The sequence below is a fragment of the Duganella sp. OV510 genome (assembly GCF_900100205.1).
GTDB lineage: Bacteria > Pseudomonadota > Gammaproteobacteria > Burkholderiales > Burkholderiaceae_D > Rugamonas.
Genome location: NZ_FNEQ01000005.1, coordinates 305,152 through 319,322 on the forward strand (window position 1 = coordinate 305,152; position 14,171 = coordinate 319,322).

Annotated in this window: 11 protein-coding genes; 4 read left to right on the forward strand and 7 right to left on the reverse strand. The window is 62.1% G+C overall.

Features of this window, described 5'->3' with window-relative positions; all coding sequences use genetic code 11:
* Nucleotides 1–106 precede the first annotated feature (106 nt).
* Nucleotides 107–1,153, reverse strand: coding sequence for a phosphate ABC transporter substrate-binding protein PstS (gene pstS / locus BLS51_RS15875; RefSeq protein WP_090183858.1), 1,047 nt, complete (start codon nt 1,151–1,153; stop codon nt 107–109).
* Between the two features lie 282 nt (nt 1,154–1,435).
* Here pstS and ppk1 point away from each other — a divergent pair, with 282 nt between their 5' ends.
* Both ppk1 and BLS51_RS15885 read left to right on the forward strand, forming a co-directional pair.
* Nucleotides 1,436–3,532, forward strand: coding sequence for a polyphosphate kinase 1 (gene ppk1, locus BLS51_RS15880; RefSeq protein WP_090183855.1), 2,097 nt, complete (start codon nt 1,436–1,438; stop codon nt 3,530–3,532).
* Nucleotides 3,533–3,568: 36 nt separating this feature from the next.
* Nucleotides 3,569–4,036 (forward strand): SixA phosphatase family protein, encoded by a 468-nt coding sequence (locus BLS51_RS15885; protein WP_090183851.1) that lies wholly within the window; start codon nt 3,569–3,571, stop codon nt 4,034–4,036.
* A 228-nt stretch (nt 4,037–4,264) separates the two neighbouring features.
* Here the strand turns inward: BLS51_RS15885 and BLS51_RS15890 are convergent, their stop codons facing one another.
* From BLS51_RS15890 to BLS51_RS15900, 3 genes are all read right to left on the reverse strand, one after another.
* Nucleotides 4,265–5,374, reverse strand: coding sequence for a polyamine ABC transporter substrate-binding protein (locus BLS51_RS15890; protein ID WP_090183847.1), 1,110 nt, complete (start codon nt 5,372–5,374; stop codon nt 4,265–4,267).
* Between the two features lie 84 nt (nt 5,375–5,458).
* Nucleotides 5,459–6,844: a flagellar filament capping protein FliD gene (gene fliD / locus BLS51_RS15895; RefSeq protein ID WP_090183839.1), complete on the reverse strand. Its 1,386-nt coding sequence runs from the start codon at nt 6,842–6,844 to the stop codon at nt 5,459–5,461.
* Between the two features lie 79 nt (nt 6,845–6,923).
* Nucleotides 6,924–8,378, reverse strand: coding sequence for a CoA transferase (locus BLS51_RS15900; RefSeq protein WP_090183836.1), 1,455 nt, complete (start codon nt 8,376–8,378; stop codon nt 6,924–6,926).
* Nucleotides 8,379–8,480: 102 nt separating this feature from the next.
* Between BLS51_RS15900 and BLS51_RS15905 the strand changes: the two genes are divergently transcribed.
* On the forward strand, nt 8,481–9,917 hold the full coding sequence (locus BLS51_RS15905; protein ID WP_229207582.1) for a citrate synthase family protein: 1,437 nt from the start codon (nt 8,481–8,483) through the stop codon (nt 9,915–9,917).
* On the opposite strand, the gene BLS51_RS15910 is transcribed toward BLS51_RS15905, so the two are convergent.
* The 3 genes from BLS51_RS15910 to alr form a co-directional block, all read right to left on the reverse strand.
* Nucleotides 9,898–10,218, reverse strand: coding sequence for a PilZ domain-containing protein (locus tag BLS51_RS15910; RefSeq protein WP_090183833.1), 321 nt, complete (start codon nt 10,216–10,218; stop codon nt 9,898–9,900). The two genes, BLS51_RS15905 and BLS51_RS15910, sit on opposite strands and share 20 nt — an antisense overlap.
* Before the next feature lie 73 nt (nt 10,219–10,291).
* On the reverse strand, nt 10,292–11,668 hold the full coding sequence (gene radA / locus BLS51_RS15915; protein WP_090183830.1) for a DNA repair protein RadA: 1,377 nt from the start codon (nt 11,666–11,668) through the stop codon (nt 10,292–10,294).
* Nucleotides 11,669–11,672: 4 nt separating this feature from the next.
* Nucleotides 11,673–12,764 carry an alanine racemase gene (alr, locus tag BLS51_RS15920; RefSeq protein ID WP_090183828.1) on the reverse strand — a complete coding sequence of 364 codons (1,092 nt, stop codon included), beginning with the start codon at nt 12,762–12,764 and terminating at the stop codon, nt 11,673–11,675.
* Nucleotides 12,765–12,908: 144 nt separating this feature from the next.
* Here alr and lplT point away from each other — a divergent pair, with 144 nt between their 5' ends.
* Nucleotides 12,909–14,171, forward strand: coding sequence for a lysophospholipid transporter LplT (gene lplT / locus BLS51_RS15925; RefSeq protein ID WP_090183825.1), 1,263 nt, complete (start codon nt 12,909–12,911; stop codon nt 14,169–14,171).

Genomic DNA, 14,171 nt, shown 5'->3' on the forward strand with positions numbered 1-14,171 from the left:
CTCATATTTTTTCTCGGTGGATGTAAGCTAGCCTGCGGTGTCCGAATGGGCACCGCAGGCTAACCCCCTCGCCGCCGGACTGCTGCGGCGAAGGGATGGTCCGGGATTAGTACAGCGCTTTGCCCGAAGCGTCTTTCAGGTTGGCTTTCCACGAATCCTGCACCAGCTTGATCACGTTGGCAGGCATTGGCACGTAGTCCAGTTCGGTAGCAGCCTGGCCGCCGTTTTTGAAGGCCCAGTCGAAGAACTTGACCACTTCCTTGCCCTTGTTGGCATCCGCTTGCACTTTGTGCAGCAGGATGAAGGACACGCCGGTGATCGGCCACGAGTTTTTGCCAGCCTGGTCGGTCAGCACCACGCCGAAGCCTGGGGTTTTGGTCCATTCGGCGTTCGACGCAGCAGCTTTGAAGAACTCGTCGTCAGGCTGCAGGAAGTTGCCGTCCTTGTTTTTCAGCTGGGTGTGCGACATCTTGTTCTTTTTGGCGTAGGCCCATTCGACGTAGCCGATCGAACCCTTGATACGCTGCACGTTGGCGGCAACGCCTTCGTTACCTTTGCCGCCGACACCAACCACCCACTTCACAGCGGTAGCAGCGCCAACCTTGGTCTTGAACTCAGGGCTGGTTTTCGACAGGAAGTCGGTGAACAGGAACGAGGTGCCCGAACCGTCAGCGCGGTGAACCACGGTGATGTCGTCCGCTGGCAGTTTCACGCCTGGGTTCAGGGCAGCGATGGCCTGGTCGTTCCACTTGGTGATCTTGCCCAGGTAGATGTCCGCCACGATCGGGCCGGTCAGTTTCAGCTGGCCTGGGGTGATGCCGTCCAGGTTAACCACGGTCACAACGCCACCCATGATGGCAGGGAACTGCATCAGGCCTTCAGCGTCCAGGTCGGCGGCGCTCATTGGCGCATCCGACGCGCCGAAGTCGACGGTCTTGGCTTTGATCTGCTTGATGCCAGCGCCCGAACCGACGGACTGGTAGTTCAGGCCGTTGCCGGTAGCGGCTTTGTACGACTCTGCCCATTTGGCGTAGATTGGGTATGGGAAGGTCGCGCCGGCGCCGGTCATATCGGCGGCGTGAGCGGCCGACGAGAAGGCCATTACAGCCGCTGCGCCAACCATCAGGGAAGAGATCAATTGTTTCAGTCGCATTTCAAGTCCTTTGTTATGACAGGTTAGGATGCTGCGCAGTCTAGCGGCCGAATATGACATGTTTATGACATGGTCAAAATATTTCAAAAATAGTTCGCTTGCCCCTGCCTTCCTGTGAAACCAGGCCAAGTTACCACTCTGCATACCACCCGCTTGTCATAATTGGCGGTCATTTATGACAGCGTTTGTCACAAAGCCGTCATATTTCTTCTTTACACTGTTGCAATCATTCTTGGCTTAAACACGCTAGAATGGAGACAACTGCAAAGTGATTAAAAAGACATGAAGCCTGACTTGCATGCAGACATAAACAAGAACTCGGCCTTTCTGGACCGGGAACTGTCGCAACTGATGTTCAACCGCCGCGTGCTGGCGCAAGCGGAAGACAAAAGCATTCCCTTATTGGAGCGGCTGCGCTATCTGTGCATCGCCAGCAGCAACCTCGACGAATTCTTCGAGGTGCGCGTGGCCAGCCTGCTGGCGGCTGGCGCTGCCGACGGTTCGCTGGCCCACCACCCTGCCCTGGTCGCCACGCTGTCGCGCATCAGCAATGAGTGCCACCTGCTGGTGGCGCACCAATATGAAATCCTGAACAACGAAATCCTGCCCGAGATGGCTGCCAATGGCATCCACCTGGTACGCCACAACGAGCGCAACGATGCGCAGCGCGCCTGGGTCAAGGAATACTTCGACACCGAAGTGCGGCCGCTGCTGACGCCGATCGGCCTCGACCCGGCCCACCCGTTCCCGCAGGTGGTCAACAAGAGCCTGAACTTCATCGTCCAGTTGGGCGGCAAGGATGCGTTCGGCCGCGGCACCGGCATCGCTATCGTCAAGGCGCCGCGCGTGCTGCCGCGCGTGATTCGCCTGCCGGACGAGCTGTCCGGGGATGGCGGCATTTCCTTCTGCCTGCTGTCGTCGGTGATTCACGCACATATTTCCGACCTGTTCGCCAGCCGCGAGGTGATCGGTTACTCGCAGTTCCGCGTCACCCGCGACAGCGACCTGTGGGTCGACGAGGACGAGGTCAAGAACCTGCGGCAGGCGCTGAAGGGCGAGCTGGTCGGCCGCCAGTTCGGCGCCTCGGTGCGGCTGGAGGTGGCGAAGAACTGCCCGCCGGAGCTGTCGCAATTCCTGCTTGACCAGTTCGGCCTGCACCAGAGCCGCCTGTACGCGGTCAACGGTCCGGTCAACCTGGTGCGGCTGAACGAGATCATGGATTATGTGCACAATCCGGAGCTGCGCTTCACGCCGTTCTTCCCCGGCCTGGCGCACAAGCCGGGCAACCACGATATCTTCAGCGCGCTGCGCAAGAACGACATCCTGCTGCACCATCCCTACCAGTCGTTCCAGACGGTGATCGACTTCATCCGCAGCGCCGCGCTGGATCCGGGCGTGGTGGCGATCAAGCAGACGATTTACCGCACCGGCATGAACTCCGACCTGATGGAGTCGCTGATCGCCGCCGCCAGGGCCGGCAAGGAAGTCACTGTCATCGTCGAGCTGAAGGCGCGCTTCGACGAGGAAGCCAACATCAACTGGGCCGACAAGCTGGAACAGGCCGGCGCGCAAGTGGTATACGGCGTGGTCGGCCTGAAGACGCACGCCAAACTGGCGCTGGTGATCCGCCGCGAAGACGGCAAGCTGCGCTATTACGCCCACCTTGGCACCGGCAACTACCATCCGACCACCACCAAGTTCTACACCGACTTCGGGCTGCTGACCTGCCATCCCGGCATCGCCCAGGAGGTCAACGAGGTGTTCATCCATCTGACCTCGCTGACCAAGCCGCACCGGCTTAACCACTTGTGGCTGGCGCCGTTCGCGCTTCAGAACGAAATCATCAAGGCCATACGCAACGAGGCACGCATTGCGCGCGCGGGACGGCCAGGCAGGATTATTGTTAAAATGAATGCGCTGGTGGACGAATCGGTGATACGCGCGTTGTACGCGGCGTCCAAGGACGGCGTCAAGATCGACCTGATCGTGCGCGGCGCCTGCATGCTCAAGCCGGGCGTGCCGGGGCTGTCGGAAAACATCAAGGTGCGCTCGATCATTGGCCGCTTCCTGGAACACAGCCGCATCTACTACTTCCGCAACGACCTGGCGCACGACACTTACCTGGCCAGCGCCGACTGGATGAGCCGCAACCTGTTCCGCCGCATCGAGGTCGCCTTCCCCATCCTGGACAAGGCACTGAAACGCCGCGTCATGGCCGAGGGCCTGACGCCGTACTTGAAGGACAATACCAATGCCTGGGAGCTGGAGGCGGACGGCCACTACCAGCGGCGCCGGGCACGCGGCAAGCAAGCCAGCTTCAGCGCCCAGCAGCATCTGATGGAAACACTGGGTACGCCCAGCGCGCACCTGGGGGATTGACGGGATCTGTTTGCACACATCACTGGGGAGAACAGCATGGATCTCATTTTATGGCGTCACGCCGAGGCCGAAGATGCGGCGCCCGGCATGACCGATCTGGAACGGGCGCTGACCAGCAAGGGGCAGAAGCAGGCGCGGCGCATGGGGCAATGGCTGAATTCGCAACTGCCGGACAGCTGCAAGATCCTGTCCAGCCCCGCCGTGCGCACCTTGCAGACGGTCGAGGCGCTGGGACGCAAATTCAAGATCCACACCGACCTGGCGCCGGGCGCCGATCCGGCCGATATCCTGAAAGCCGTCAACTGGCCGGGCAACAAGGACTCGGTGCTGGTGGTCGGCCATCAGCCGACGCTGGGCCTGGTGGCCTCGCTGCTGCTGACCGGTGACGACCTGGAGTGGGATATCCGCAAAGCCAGCGCCTGGTGGTTTGCGCAGCGCGATCCGGGCGATCCGCTGAGTGTGTATCTGAAAGCCGTCATGGCGGCGGACCTGGTGGTGAAATAACTTGTAAAGCGATGGCCGTCTGCTAGAGTTTAATTGTATCAACTAGGAGGGGGAGGCCATCATGATGTTCACCTTGCTCACCATGGGGATTTTTGGAGGAATGATCTCCCTGGTTGTCTACGAACTCTTCCAGGAAATGCGAGGCAGCAAGCAAAAGCTCCTCGACCGCTATCACGAATAGCATCAGCAAAAGCTCCCGCTTGCGCGGGAGCGATCTGCCGATCTACCTTAAACACCCGTCTTGAATTTCGTATAAATCCGCGTGATGTTGCGGCGGATATCGGCCGGCACCGCCTCTGGCGGCGTCATGCGCTTCTTGTCTTCTTCCGACAAAAATACCGACTTGTTGCTGGCGATATCCTTGCGCACGAACTTGACGCTGGCTGCGTTCGGATTGGCGTAGAACACCTTGTTGGTCAGGCTGGCGTGCACTTCCGGACGCATGATGTAGTTGATCCACAGGTGCGCGTTGTTCGGGTGCGGCGCGTCGGCCGGAATGGCCATGGTGTCGAACACCAGCGCGGCCGAGGTCTTCGGCACCAGCGCTTCGATCACATTGCCGTTCTTGGCGTCGATCGCGCGCTGGCGGGCGATGTTGATGTCGCCGGACCAGCCCAGTGCCACGCAGATGCCGCCATTCGCCAGGTCATTGATATAGCCCGACGAGCTGAACAGCGTGACATAAGGACGGATCGCTTGCAGCACCTTGCCTGCTTCGGCGTAGTCGGCGGCGTTTTTCGAGAAGGCCGGCTTGCCGGCATAGATCAGCGCCGGCGGCAGCACTTCGGATGGCGAATCCAGGAAGGACACGCCGCAGGATTTCAGCTTGGACGCGTACTTCGGATTGAAGATCAGCTCCCATGCGTTATCCGGCATCGGCATGCCACCCAGTGCGGCCTTGACCTTGTTGACGTTGATGCCAACGGTGGTATAGCCCCACATCCAGTCGACCAGGTAATCATTGCCAGGATCGATGGCGGCCAGCTTGGTCTGGATGGCCGGGTCGAGGTTTTTCAGGTTAGGCAGCTTGGACTTGTCCAGCTTGCGCAGCAGCTTGCCATCGATCTGCAGGCGCGCCCACTGGGCGGTCGGCACCACGATGTCGTAGCCGGATTTGCCAGCCACCAGCTTGGAGTTCAGGATTTCGTTGTTATCGAACAGGTCGTAGCGGACCTTGATGCCGGTTTCTTTTTCAAAGTTCTTAACCGTATCCTCGGCGATATAGTCCGACCAGTTATAGATATTGAGGACTTTCTCCTCCTGCGCGACAGCAATTTGCGTCGCGCCTACCATCAAACCAGCCGCCAACAGCGCCGCACCAACGAACTTCCCTGCCATAACACCTCCAGAATGTGGAATTCAAACACAAGCCGTGATGATCGGGCATCCACCGCCCGGATGCAAGGAAATCGTTGAGAAATCTCAGCCCAGCATATCGAACAGCGTGCCGGTGCCCTTGCCTCCCAGGCCGTTGAGGGCGCTGCCGGCGCCGGTCTGGGCCTGGGCGGTGTATAGCGCCGCCAGCGCGGTGGCCTGGGTTGCCATGGCCTTGGACATGCTGGCTTTCTTGTTGCTCAGGTTGGCGATTTCATTGGTGGTCAGCGACGTCTGCTTGGTCAGCACGCTGTTGGTCGAGGTCAGCGCGCCGGCCTTGGACGACAGCAGGTCGGCCAGGCCGCGCTTGTCTTCGGTGGTGAACAGCTTGGCCACCGCCGACGAGTCGGCTTTCAGCGCGGCTTGCAGCTTGGTGTCGTCCAGCTTCAGGTTGCCGTCCTTGTCCTGGCTCAGGCCGATGCCCGCCAGCTTGGTCACAGAGACGGTGCCGCCGCCGGTTTTCAGCAGCATGCTCATCTGGCTGATGGCCTGGTTGAGCGCGGTGTCCGACTTCAGCTCGCCTTTTTGCAGCTTTTGCATTTTGGCGTTCAGGTCGTTGTAAGCGGCGACGAAGGCTTTCAGGTTATCGCCGATCTGGCTGGCCGACTGCGTGATGGTGATGTCGCTCTTACCCTTGCCCACCAGGTTCAGCGTGGCCCCACCGATGGCGCTGTCCTTGATGCTGTTGCTGCTGCTCTTGATTTCCTTGCCGTCCACGGTAAGGATGGCATCCTGCGCGGCAGTGCTTTGCTTGAGCTTTTGCGTGCCGGCCGGATCATAGCCCAGCAGGTTTTTCAGCGTGGCGTCGCCGCTGACGCTGATGCGCATGCTGTTGTCAGCACCCGGCTTGCCGGCGAGCGACAGCGAATACTTGCCATCGTCCCCCTTGACCACGGTGACATCCACACCGGCCGCCTTGAACGCGGCGGCGATGCCTTCGGGCGTGTTGTTGCTGCTGTCGATGGTGACGCTCTTGGCGGCGGCGGTGGTGCTGGCGGCAAATGCTTTCTCGCCGCCGGCGGTGCCGAATTCGATCTTGACGGTGGTGGTAGCGCCGCTGCCCACCTTGCCGTCGGTGCCGGTGGCAAATTCTTCGCTGGTCAGGAACTGGCCCTGGGCCAGTTGCTTGACATCGATGGCGTAAGTGCCGGCCTTGGCCGAGCCGGTCGAGCTGGCGGTCAGCACGGTCTTGGCCGAGCTGGCGGCGCTGGTGCTGAGGCCGTCACCCGTGAGGCTGGCGGCGATCTGCTGGAAGCTGGCCAGTGCGCTCTGCAATTGGCCCAGCGCGGACAGCTTGGTCTGGTCCTTGGTGATGGACGCGTTGATCTTGGCCGCCGCATTGGCTTGCGGGGTCATGGTTTGCAGGACGCGATTGTAGACGTCCGTCGAAACGCCCTGGCTGGTCGAGCCGGTCGTGGAGCTGATAGTAGCCATAATTATGATTCCGCCATGTTGGTACTTACATAGTATGCAACATGGCCGCTTGCACCAATGCGCTGAATAAAGGGGGATTCTACCCCTTATCCGCCGTCCAGCACGCTTGGGAAGAGCCGAGACTGGCCGCCGGGCGCTTCCAGGCCATGGGGGCGCCGTCGATTGACACTGGCGGCCGGTAGCGTCTTCCTGGCCCCCACCCGGTTTGTTCCAGTGCGGCGGCAAAGTCTGGCTCGGCTGCCGGCATGAGTTCCGATGGCATGCCCGCCGGGGCGTCAGTCAGCAGCTTTGCCGTGCGCGCCAGTGACAACCTGGCGTGGAGTGTGTGGCCATCAAGGCGGGAGATCAATGCGCGCACCACGGCGGCAGCCATCAGATAGCCGGTGGCATGATCGAGCGCCTGGGCCGGCAACGGCACCGGCTTGTCGGCGCCCTGCATCAGCATGCCGTGCTGCGCGATGCCGCAACTCATCTGCACCAGACTATCGAAGCCACGCCGGCCGGCCAGCGGTCCCGTCCAGCCGTAGGCGTCCAGCGTAACGTCGATCAGACCCGGATTGTGCTGGCGGCGGAAAGCTGCGCCATAACCCAGCCGCTCCAGCGCATCCGGACGGTAGCCGTGTACCAGCACATCCGCTGTCGCCAGCAGGTGTTCAAAGATGGCGCGGTCGGCCGGCAGCATCAGATCGAGACGGGCGCAACGCTTGCCGAGCGTGACCTCGGGAATCACGCCTGGCTCGTTCCAGTTGGGCGGATCGATGCGCAGCACGTCGGCGCCGTAGCCCGCCAGGAAGCGTGTTGCCACGGGGCCCGCCAGAACGCGGGTCAGGTCCAGCACTTTCAGCCCAGCCAGGGGACGCTGGGGCTTCCAGGCCCAAGTCTTGGCCCAAGCCCACGCGCCGCGTCCAAGGCGCCTGCGCCGCGCTTCCTCATCCGCGCCAGCCACTTCAGCCGTCGAGCGGTCCGCACCTGGGCGCATCGGGCGGTCTGCGCTCGCCGGCGTGAAGGCAATCAGCGGCTCGCTGGCGACGCTGATGCCTTGCGGATGCGCCTGCCACTCGGCCATCGAACGCATCATCGCCGCGCAGCCGCCTTGCGCGACGATGGCTTCTTCCAGCGCCAGCCCGCGCCAACCGGCCACCGCGCGTGCGACCGCTGCGCGATCCTCGCCGCAACCCAGCACCGCCAGCGCGGCGGCGCGGTGATGCGGGGCGTTGGTGTGCAAGCGGATCCAGCCATCGGCGGTGGCGTAATCGCCTGCCACCGCATCCCACGACGGCGGCAGCTCCCAACCTGCCGGATGCAGCGACCAGCCAAACCACATCGACGCCAGCCGGCGATCCACCCTCACGCGCGCAGGCGCCTCGCCCTGCATCCGCATCAATTCACGCACCGCCAGCGCCGCCGCGCCAACCGAGGCGGCCGCCAGTTCGGTGACAGCAAAATACGAGGGCAAAGCGCCCTCGCCCATGACTGTCACGGCATCCAGCGCCGAGGCGGGCAAATCCAGCGCAGACCATACAGTGTTCAACATACCGGCTCCAGATCAGTTAAGCTTGGCCGCAGCTTAGGACTGCCGGTCCACGAGCGTCAATCTTGACTTGATGTGTCAACATAGGGACTGGAAATGGTCTGGATGACCGCCGCAGAAGCCCTGGACGTGCTCAACGTCCGACCGCAAACGCTGTACGCCAACGTCAGCCGGGGCAAGATCCGCGCTCGTCCGGACGACGACGATCCGCGCCGCAGCCTGTATCACCGCGACGATGTATTGCGCATGGCCCGCCGCGCCAATGGCCGGCGCAAGGTGGAAGCGGTCAGCACGCAGGCGATGCAGTATGGCGACCCGGTGCTGCCGTCCGCCATCTCCACCGCCATCGATGGTCGCCTGTACTATCGCGGCCATGACGCCGCCACGCTGGCCGATACCGCCAGCCTCGAAGACATCGCCGCGCTGCTGTGGCAATGCCCGCCAGACGAAGCGGCCGCACTTTGGCCGGCCTGCCCACCTGCCGCCAGCAGCGCCCAACGCCAGCCGATTGCCGACGCGACATCAGCGCAGTTCCTGCGTCCGGGCGGCGCTTGCCCGGCGGCCGGCAAAGCGCTGGCTGCGGGACTGCTCGCCCTCGCCCACCGCAGCGCGAACGATGCGCCCTCGCTGGGCCGGCCAACCGCCGAACTGCGCGCCGAGGCAGCCAGCGTCCTCGCCACGCTGGTCGACGCCCTGGCAGGCGCGCACAGTGGCCGCGCCTCAACGCCAGCCGCCAGAGCGGCCGCAACGCGGGCGGTGCGGACCGACGATCCTGCCAAGAATTCTGCCATCGATCCTGCCAAGGACCCTGCCGCCGATTCTGCCAACGATTCTGCCAACGAACCCGCAAACGATTCTGCCAACGCCCCTGCCAACGAACCCGCAAACGATTCTGCCGATATCTCTGCCGATACTCCTGCCGACACCACGCCGGTCAGCGCCCGCCTCGCTCGTGCCTGGCGCGCCGGACCGCACGAAGACCTGATCCGCCGCACATTGGTGCTGATGGCCGACCACGAACTGAACGCCTCCACCTTCGCCACCCGCGTCGCCATCTCCACCGGCGCCTCGCTGGCGGCAAGCGTGCTGGCGGGCTTCACCACACTGACCGGTCCGCTACACGGTGGCGCCGCCGCCGAATTTGCCCAATTGGTCGCGCAAGCGCAAGCCTGTAGCGCGGGCGAAGCGGTACGCCAATGGCTGGCCAGCCAACGTCCGCTGCCCGCCTTCGGCCACCCGCTCTACCCAGCCGGCGACCCGCGCGCAGCCGCACTGCTCAAACAACTACCGGAAGTTAAACCACATGAAGAACTGGCTGTAGCGGCCGAACAACAGGCCGGCGAGCTACCCAGCATCGACTACGCCCTGTCCGTGCTGACAGCAGCCTGCGGGCTGCCGGACGACGCACCCTTCATCTTGTTTGCTACAGGTCGCTGCGTCGGCTGGCTGGCGCACGCGCTGGAGCAGGTGCAAGCCAACCGCCTGATACGGCCACGCGCCCGTTACACCGGGCCCGCCCCAGTCAACGCAGGAATTTATTGATGGTGGCCATGGTGGCCATGTCTGGATTCATGAACTGGAATCCGATCTTGAAATGGTCGCCGCTGAAAATGCAGTAATTCACCCGTGAGCGGCAGCTCAGAACCTGTGCCTTGCCCTCGACGAACAGCTCAAACGACACCATGCCCATATCGCCAGCCGCCAGCTTGTGATCAAACGTGAGCGACAAGCCACTACCGCTGATATCCAGCGTGCGCCCCTGCATGGGCGGCATGCCATCCATCACCACGACTGCCTTGGAACGCACGATCTTGCGTGCGCCTGACCTTTGATCGACTAACACTTTCCTGTCCTTTAGTTACACAATTGTTACGCAATTAGCCATATTGACTATTACAACACGTAACAATACAGCGTTATTGGATTTCGCGCAGCTTATTGAACGCATCATCGATCCGATCAACACCGATGATGGTCATGCCCTCGATCGGCTGCTTGGGCGCATTGGCGGTCGGTATCATCGCCACCGAGAAACCCAGCTTGGCCGCTTCGCGCAGGCGCTCCTGCCCGCGTGGCGCCGGCCGGATCTCGCCCGCCAGGCCCACCTCGCCAAACACCACGAAGCCGCTCGGCAAGGCCTTGTTGCGCATCGACGAGTTAATCGCCAGCAGCACCGCCAAGTCGACTGCCGGCTCGCTGATCTTGACGCCGCCGACCGCGTTGATGAACACGTCCTGGTCGAACGCCGCGATGCCGGCGTGCCGGTGCAGCACCGCCAGCAGCATCGCCAGCCTGTTTTGCTCCAGGCCAACGGACAGGCGGCGCGCATTCGGCAGGTGGCTGGCGTCGACCAGCGCCTGGATTTCCACCAGCAGCGGCCGCGTGCCCTCCTGCGTCACCATCACACAGGAGCCGGGCACCTGGTTATCGTGTTGCGACAGGAATAAGGCCGACGGGTTGGACACACCCTTCAAGCCCTTCTCGGTCATGGCAAACACGCCCAGTTCATTGACCGCACCAAAACGGTTCTTGATCGCCCGCACCAGGCGGAAGCTGGAATGGCTGTCGCCCTCGAAATACAGCACGGTATCGACGATATGTTCCAGCACGCGCGGACCTGCCAGCGCACCTTCCTTGGTGACGTGGCCGACCAGGATAATCGTGATGCCGGTCTGCTTGGCCACGCGGGTCAGTTGCGCCGCGCATTCGCGTACCTGGGCCACCGAACCTGGCGCGGAGCTGAGCGCGTCCGAATAAAGCGTCTGAATCGAATCGATCACCGCCACCTCAGGCTTGAGGTCGGCCAACGTGCCGAGGATCTTCTCCAGCTGAATCTCGGCCTGCAATTTCAGTTCGCGCGCATCGACCTGCAAGCGTTTGGCGCGCAAGGCGATCTGCGCGCCCGATTCCTCGCCCGACACATACAGCACCTTCTTCAGGTGCGACACATTGGCCAGCGCCTGCAACAGCAAGGTCGACTTGCCGATGCCCGGATCGCCGCCGATCAGCACCACGCCGCCAGCCACCAGGCCACCGCCCAGCACGCGGTCGAATTCCTCGATGCCGGTGCCGAAACGCGGCACGTCGATCGCATCGATATCGGCCAGCGACAGCACCGGCGCCGTCTGCGCCAGCGACATATGCGCCGGCTGCGAGTAGCGGTTGTTGCCGCCCGCCTCGATCACCGTCTCGACCATCGTATTCCACTGCTGGCACGCGGCACACTGGCCGGTCCATTTGGTTGCAGTCGCGCCGCATTCGGTGCAGGTGTAATTGGTTTTTGCCTTTGCCATCCGCTCAGCCCTCAAGCACCGGCACGCGCGGCGCCAGCGCACACATCAGCTCATAGCCGATGGTGCCGGCAGCTGCCGCCACCTCATCAATCGGCAGACCCTTGCCCCAAAGTATCACCTTGCTGCCGATGCGCGCTTGCGGCAGATCAGTCAGGTCAACGGTCAGCATGTCCATCGACACGCGGCCAATCAGGCGGGTGCGCACGCCATCGACCAGCACCGGCGTCCCCAGCGGCGCCACGCGCGGGTAACCATCGGCATAACCGCAGGCCACCACGCCGATGCGCATCGCGCCTTCGGCCTGGAAGCGGCTGCCATAGCCCACCGCCTCGCCGGCGCCGATCTCCTGCACACCGATGATTTCGCTGCTCAAGGTCATGGTTGGCTGCAAGCCGAATTCCTCGGCGCTACCGCCGCCCGGCGTGCCGCCGTACAGCATGATGCCGGGGCGCACCCAGTCATTCGCCAATTCCTGGTGCAGCAGCACGCCGGCCGAATTCGACAGGCTGCGCTGGCCCGGCAAGCCGGCCGCGCCCCGTTCGAAGCGGCGGAGCTGCTCGGCGATCGGCAGCAGCGGATGCTCGACGTCGTCGGCATTGGCAAAGTGAGTCATCAAGGTGATGCTGCCGACGCAGCCAATCGTGCTCAGTCGTGCATGTGCGGCGGCAAACGCCTCAGGCTTGAAGCCGAGACGGTTCATGCCGGTGTTCATCTTCAGGTGCAGGTCAAAGCGGATGCCGCGCGCGCTCAATTGCGCCGCCACCTGTTCCAGCCATTCCAGCTGCTCGTTGCAATGCACAGCCGCCTGAATATCGTAACCGGCCATGGTGTGCAGATCGGCCAAACCGAAGAAACCTTCCAATAACAGGATCGGCTTCTTCCAGCCCAGTTCGCGCAGCTTGACCGCATTGTCGACTTCAATCAGCGCCAGGCCGTCGGCGTCGGCGAAACCGCGCATGGCGCGCTCCAGGCCGTGGCCATAACCATTCGCCTTCAGCACGCCCCAGGCTCTGGCGCCGGGCGATCTGGACTTGGCGAGGGCCAAGTTTTGCTTCATGGAATCAACGTGAATAGTTGCTAATATCGGCCTCGGCATACGTGTCATTTCGGCTGGTTCAACGAAGGCGTTATTTTAACGCCTGGGCGCTGAAACGGGGCTGAAGCGCACGGCTCAATTCTTGGGGATACGATCAAAGCATGGTATAAAGCAAGCCAGATAAGTTTTCCAGGCTATCCCAGAATGAATCGTGGTTTCTATACCATCATGGCAGCGCAGTTCTTTTCGTCCCTCGCGGACAATGCGCTGCTCTTTGTTGCGATTGACCTGCTGGTAAACATGCAATCTCCAGGGTGGATTACGCCACTCCTGAAGCTGTCATTTACCCTCTTTTATGTGCTGTTGGCGGCATTTGTCGGCGCCTTTGCGGATTCGATGCCTAAAGGCAAGGTTATGTTCATCTCCAACCTGATCAAGGTTGGTGGTTGCCTGCTGATCTTCGCGCATGTCCATCCACTGCTGGCCTATGCCATCGTCGGTTTTGGCGCGGCGGTGTACTCGCCAGCCAAATACGGCATCCTGACCGAACTGCTGCCTGCCGAAAAACTCGTCGCCGCCAATGGCTGGGTTGAAGGCCTGACCGTGCTGTCGATCATCTTCGGCACCGTCATGGGCGGTGCGCTGGTGGGCGATCGCCTGTCGTCGGTGCTGCTGGGCTTCGACCTGCCGCTGATCGATACCGGCATCGAGACGCCGACCCAGGCCGCGCTGTGCGTGGTGGTGGGCATCTACATGCTGGCGGCACTGTTCAATACGCGCATTCCTGACACCGGCTGCGTCTACGGCCACCAGGAGCGCAATCCGATCAAGCTGATTTCCGATTTCGCCAACTGCTTCAGCATGCTGTGGAAAGACAAGCTGGGCCAGATCTCGCTGGGCGTCACCACGCTGTTCTGGGGCGCTGCACAGACGCTGCAATTCATCGTGCTGGAATGGGCCAATCGCAAGCTGCACCTGACCTATGAACAGTCGACCAGCCTGGTTGGCGTGGTGGCGATAGGCGTGGCAGTGGGTGCAATTATTTCCGCGCGCAGCATCACCTTGCGCAAGTCGCTGTCAGTGATTCCTGTTGGGATTGCGATGGGCGTCATCGTCATGCTGATGACGCTGGTGGATTCGGTCAAGCTGGCCTATCCGCTGCTGATCCTGGTCGGCCTGCTGGGCGGCTTCTTCCTGGTACCGATGAACGCGCTGCTGCAACACCGCGGCCACGTGCTGATGAGCGCCGGTCACTCGATCGCGGTGCAGAACTTCAATGAGAACCTGTCCATCCTGACGATGTTGGCGATGTACTCGCTGATGCTGCGCATGCACCTGAACCTGGACATCATCATTCTGCTGTTCGGCTTGTTCCTGGCAGGCACCATGCTGTACATCCTGCGCCGTCACCAGCAGAACCAGCGCGAGTTCGATTCGGTTTCGCTGATCGGCGAAGCCAAGCATTAA

Excerpts from the sequence above, each read along its gene's own strand:
- pstS (WP_090183858.1), bottom strand. The coding sequence starts at position 1,153 with ATGCGACTGAAACAATTGATCTCTTCCCTGATGGTTGGCGCAGCGGCT.
- ppk1 (WP_090183855.1), top strand. The coding sequence starts at position 1,436 with ATGAAGCCTGACTTGCATGCAGACATAAACAAGAACTCGGCCTTTCTG.
- BLS51_RS15885 (WP_090183851.1), top strand. The coding sequence starts at position 3,569 with ATGGATCTCATTTTATGGCGTCACGCCGAGGCCGAAGATGCGGCGCCC.
- BLS51_RS15890 (WP_090183847.1), bottom strand. The coding sequence starts at position 5,374 with ATGGCAGGGAAGTTCGTTGGTGCGGCGCTGTTGGCGGCTGGTTTGATG.
- fliD (WP_090183839.1), bottom strand. The coding sequence starts at position 6,844 with ATGGCTACTATCAGCTCCACGACCGGCTCGACCAGCCAGGGCGTTTCG.
- BLS51_RS15900 (WP_090183836.1), bottom strand. The coding sequence starts at position 8,378 with ATGTTGAACACTGTATGGTCTGCGCTGGATTTGCCCGCCTCGGCGCTG.
- BLS51_RS15905 (WP_229207582.1), top strand. The coding sequence starts at position 8,481 with ATGACCGCCGCAGAAGCCCTGGACGTGCTCAACGTCCGACCGCAAACG.
- radA (WP_090183830.1), bottom strand. The coding sequence starts at position 11,668 with ATGGCAAAGGCAAAAACCAATTACACCTGCACCGAATGCGGCGCGACT.
- alr (WP_090183828.1), bottom strand. The coding sequence starts at position 12,764 with ATGCCGAGGCCGATATTAGCAACTATTCACGTTGATTCCATGAAGCAA.
- lplT (WP_090183825.1), top strand. The coding sequence starts at position 12,909 with ATGAATCGTGGTTTCTATACCATCATGGCAGCGCAGTTCTTTTCGTCC.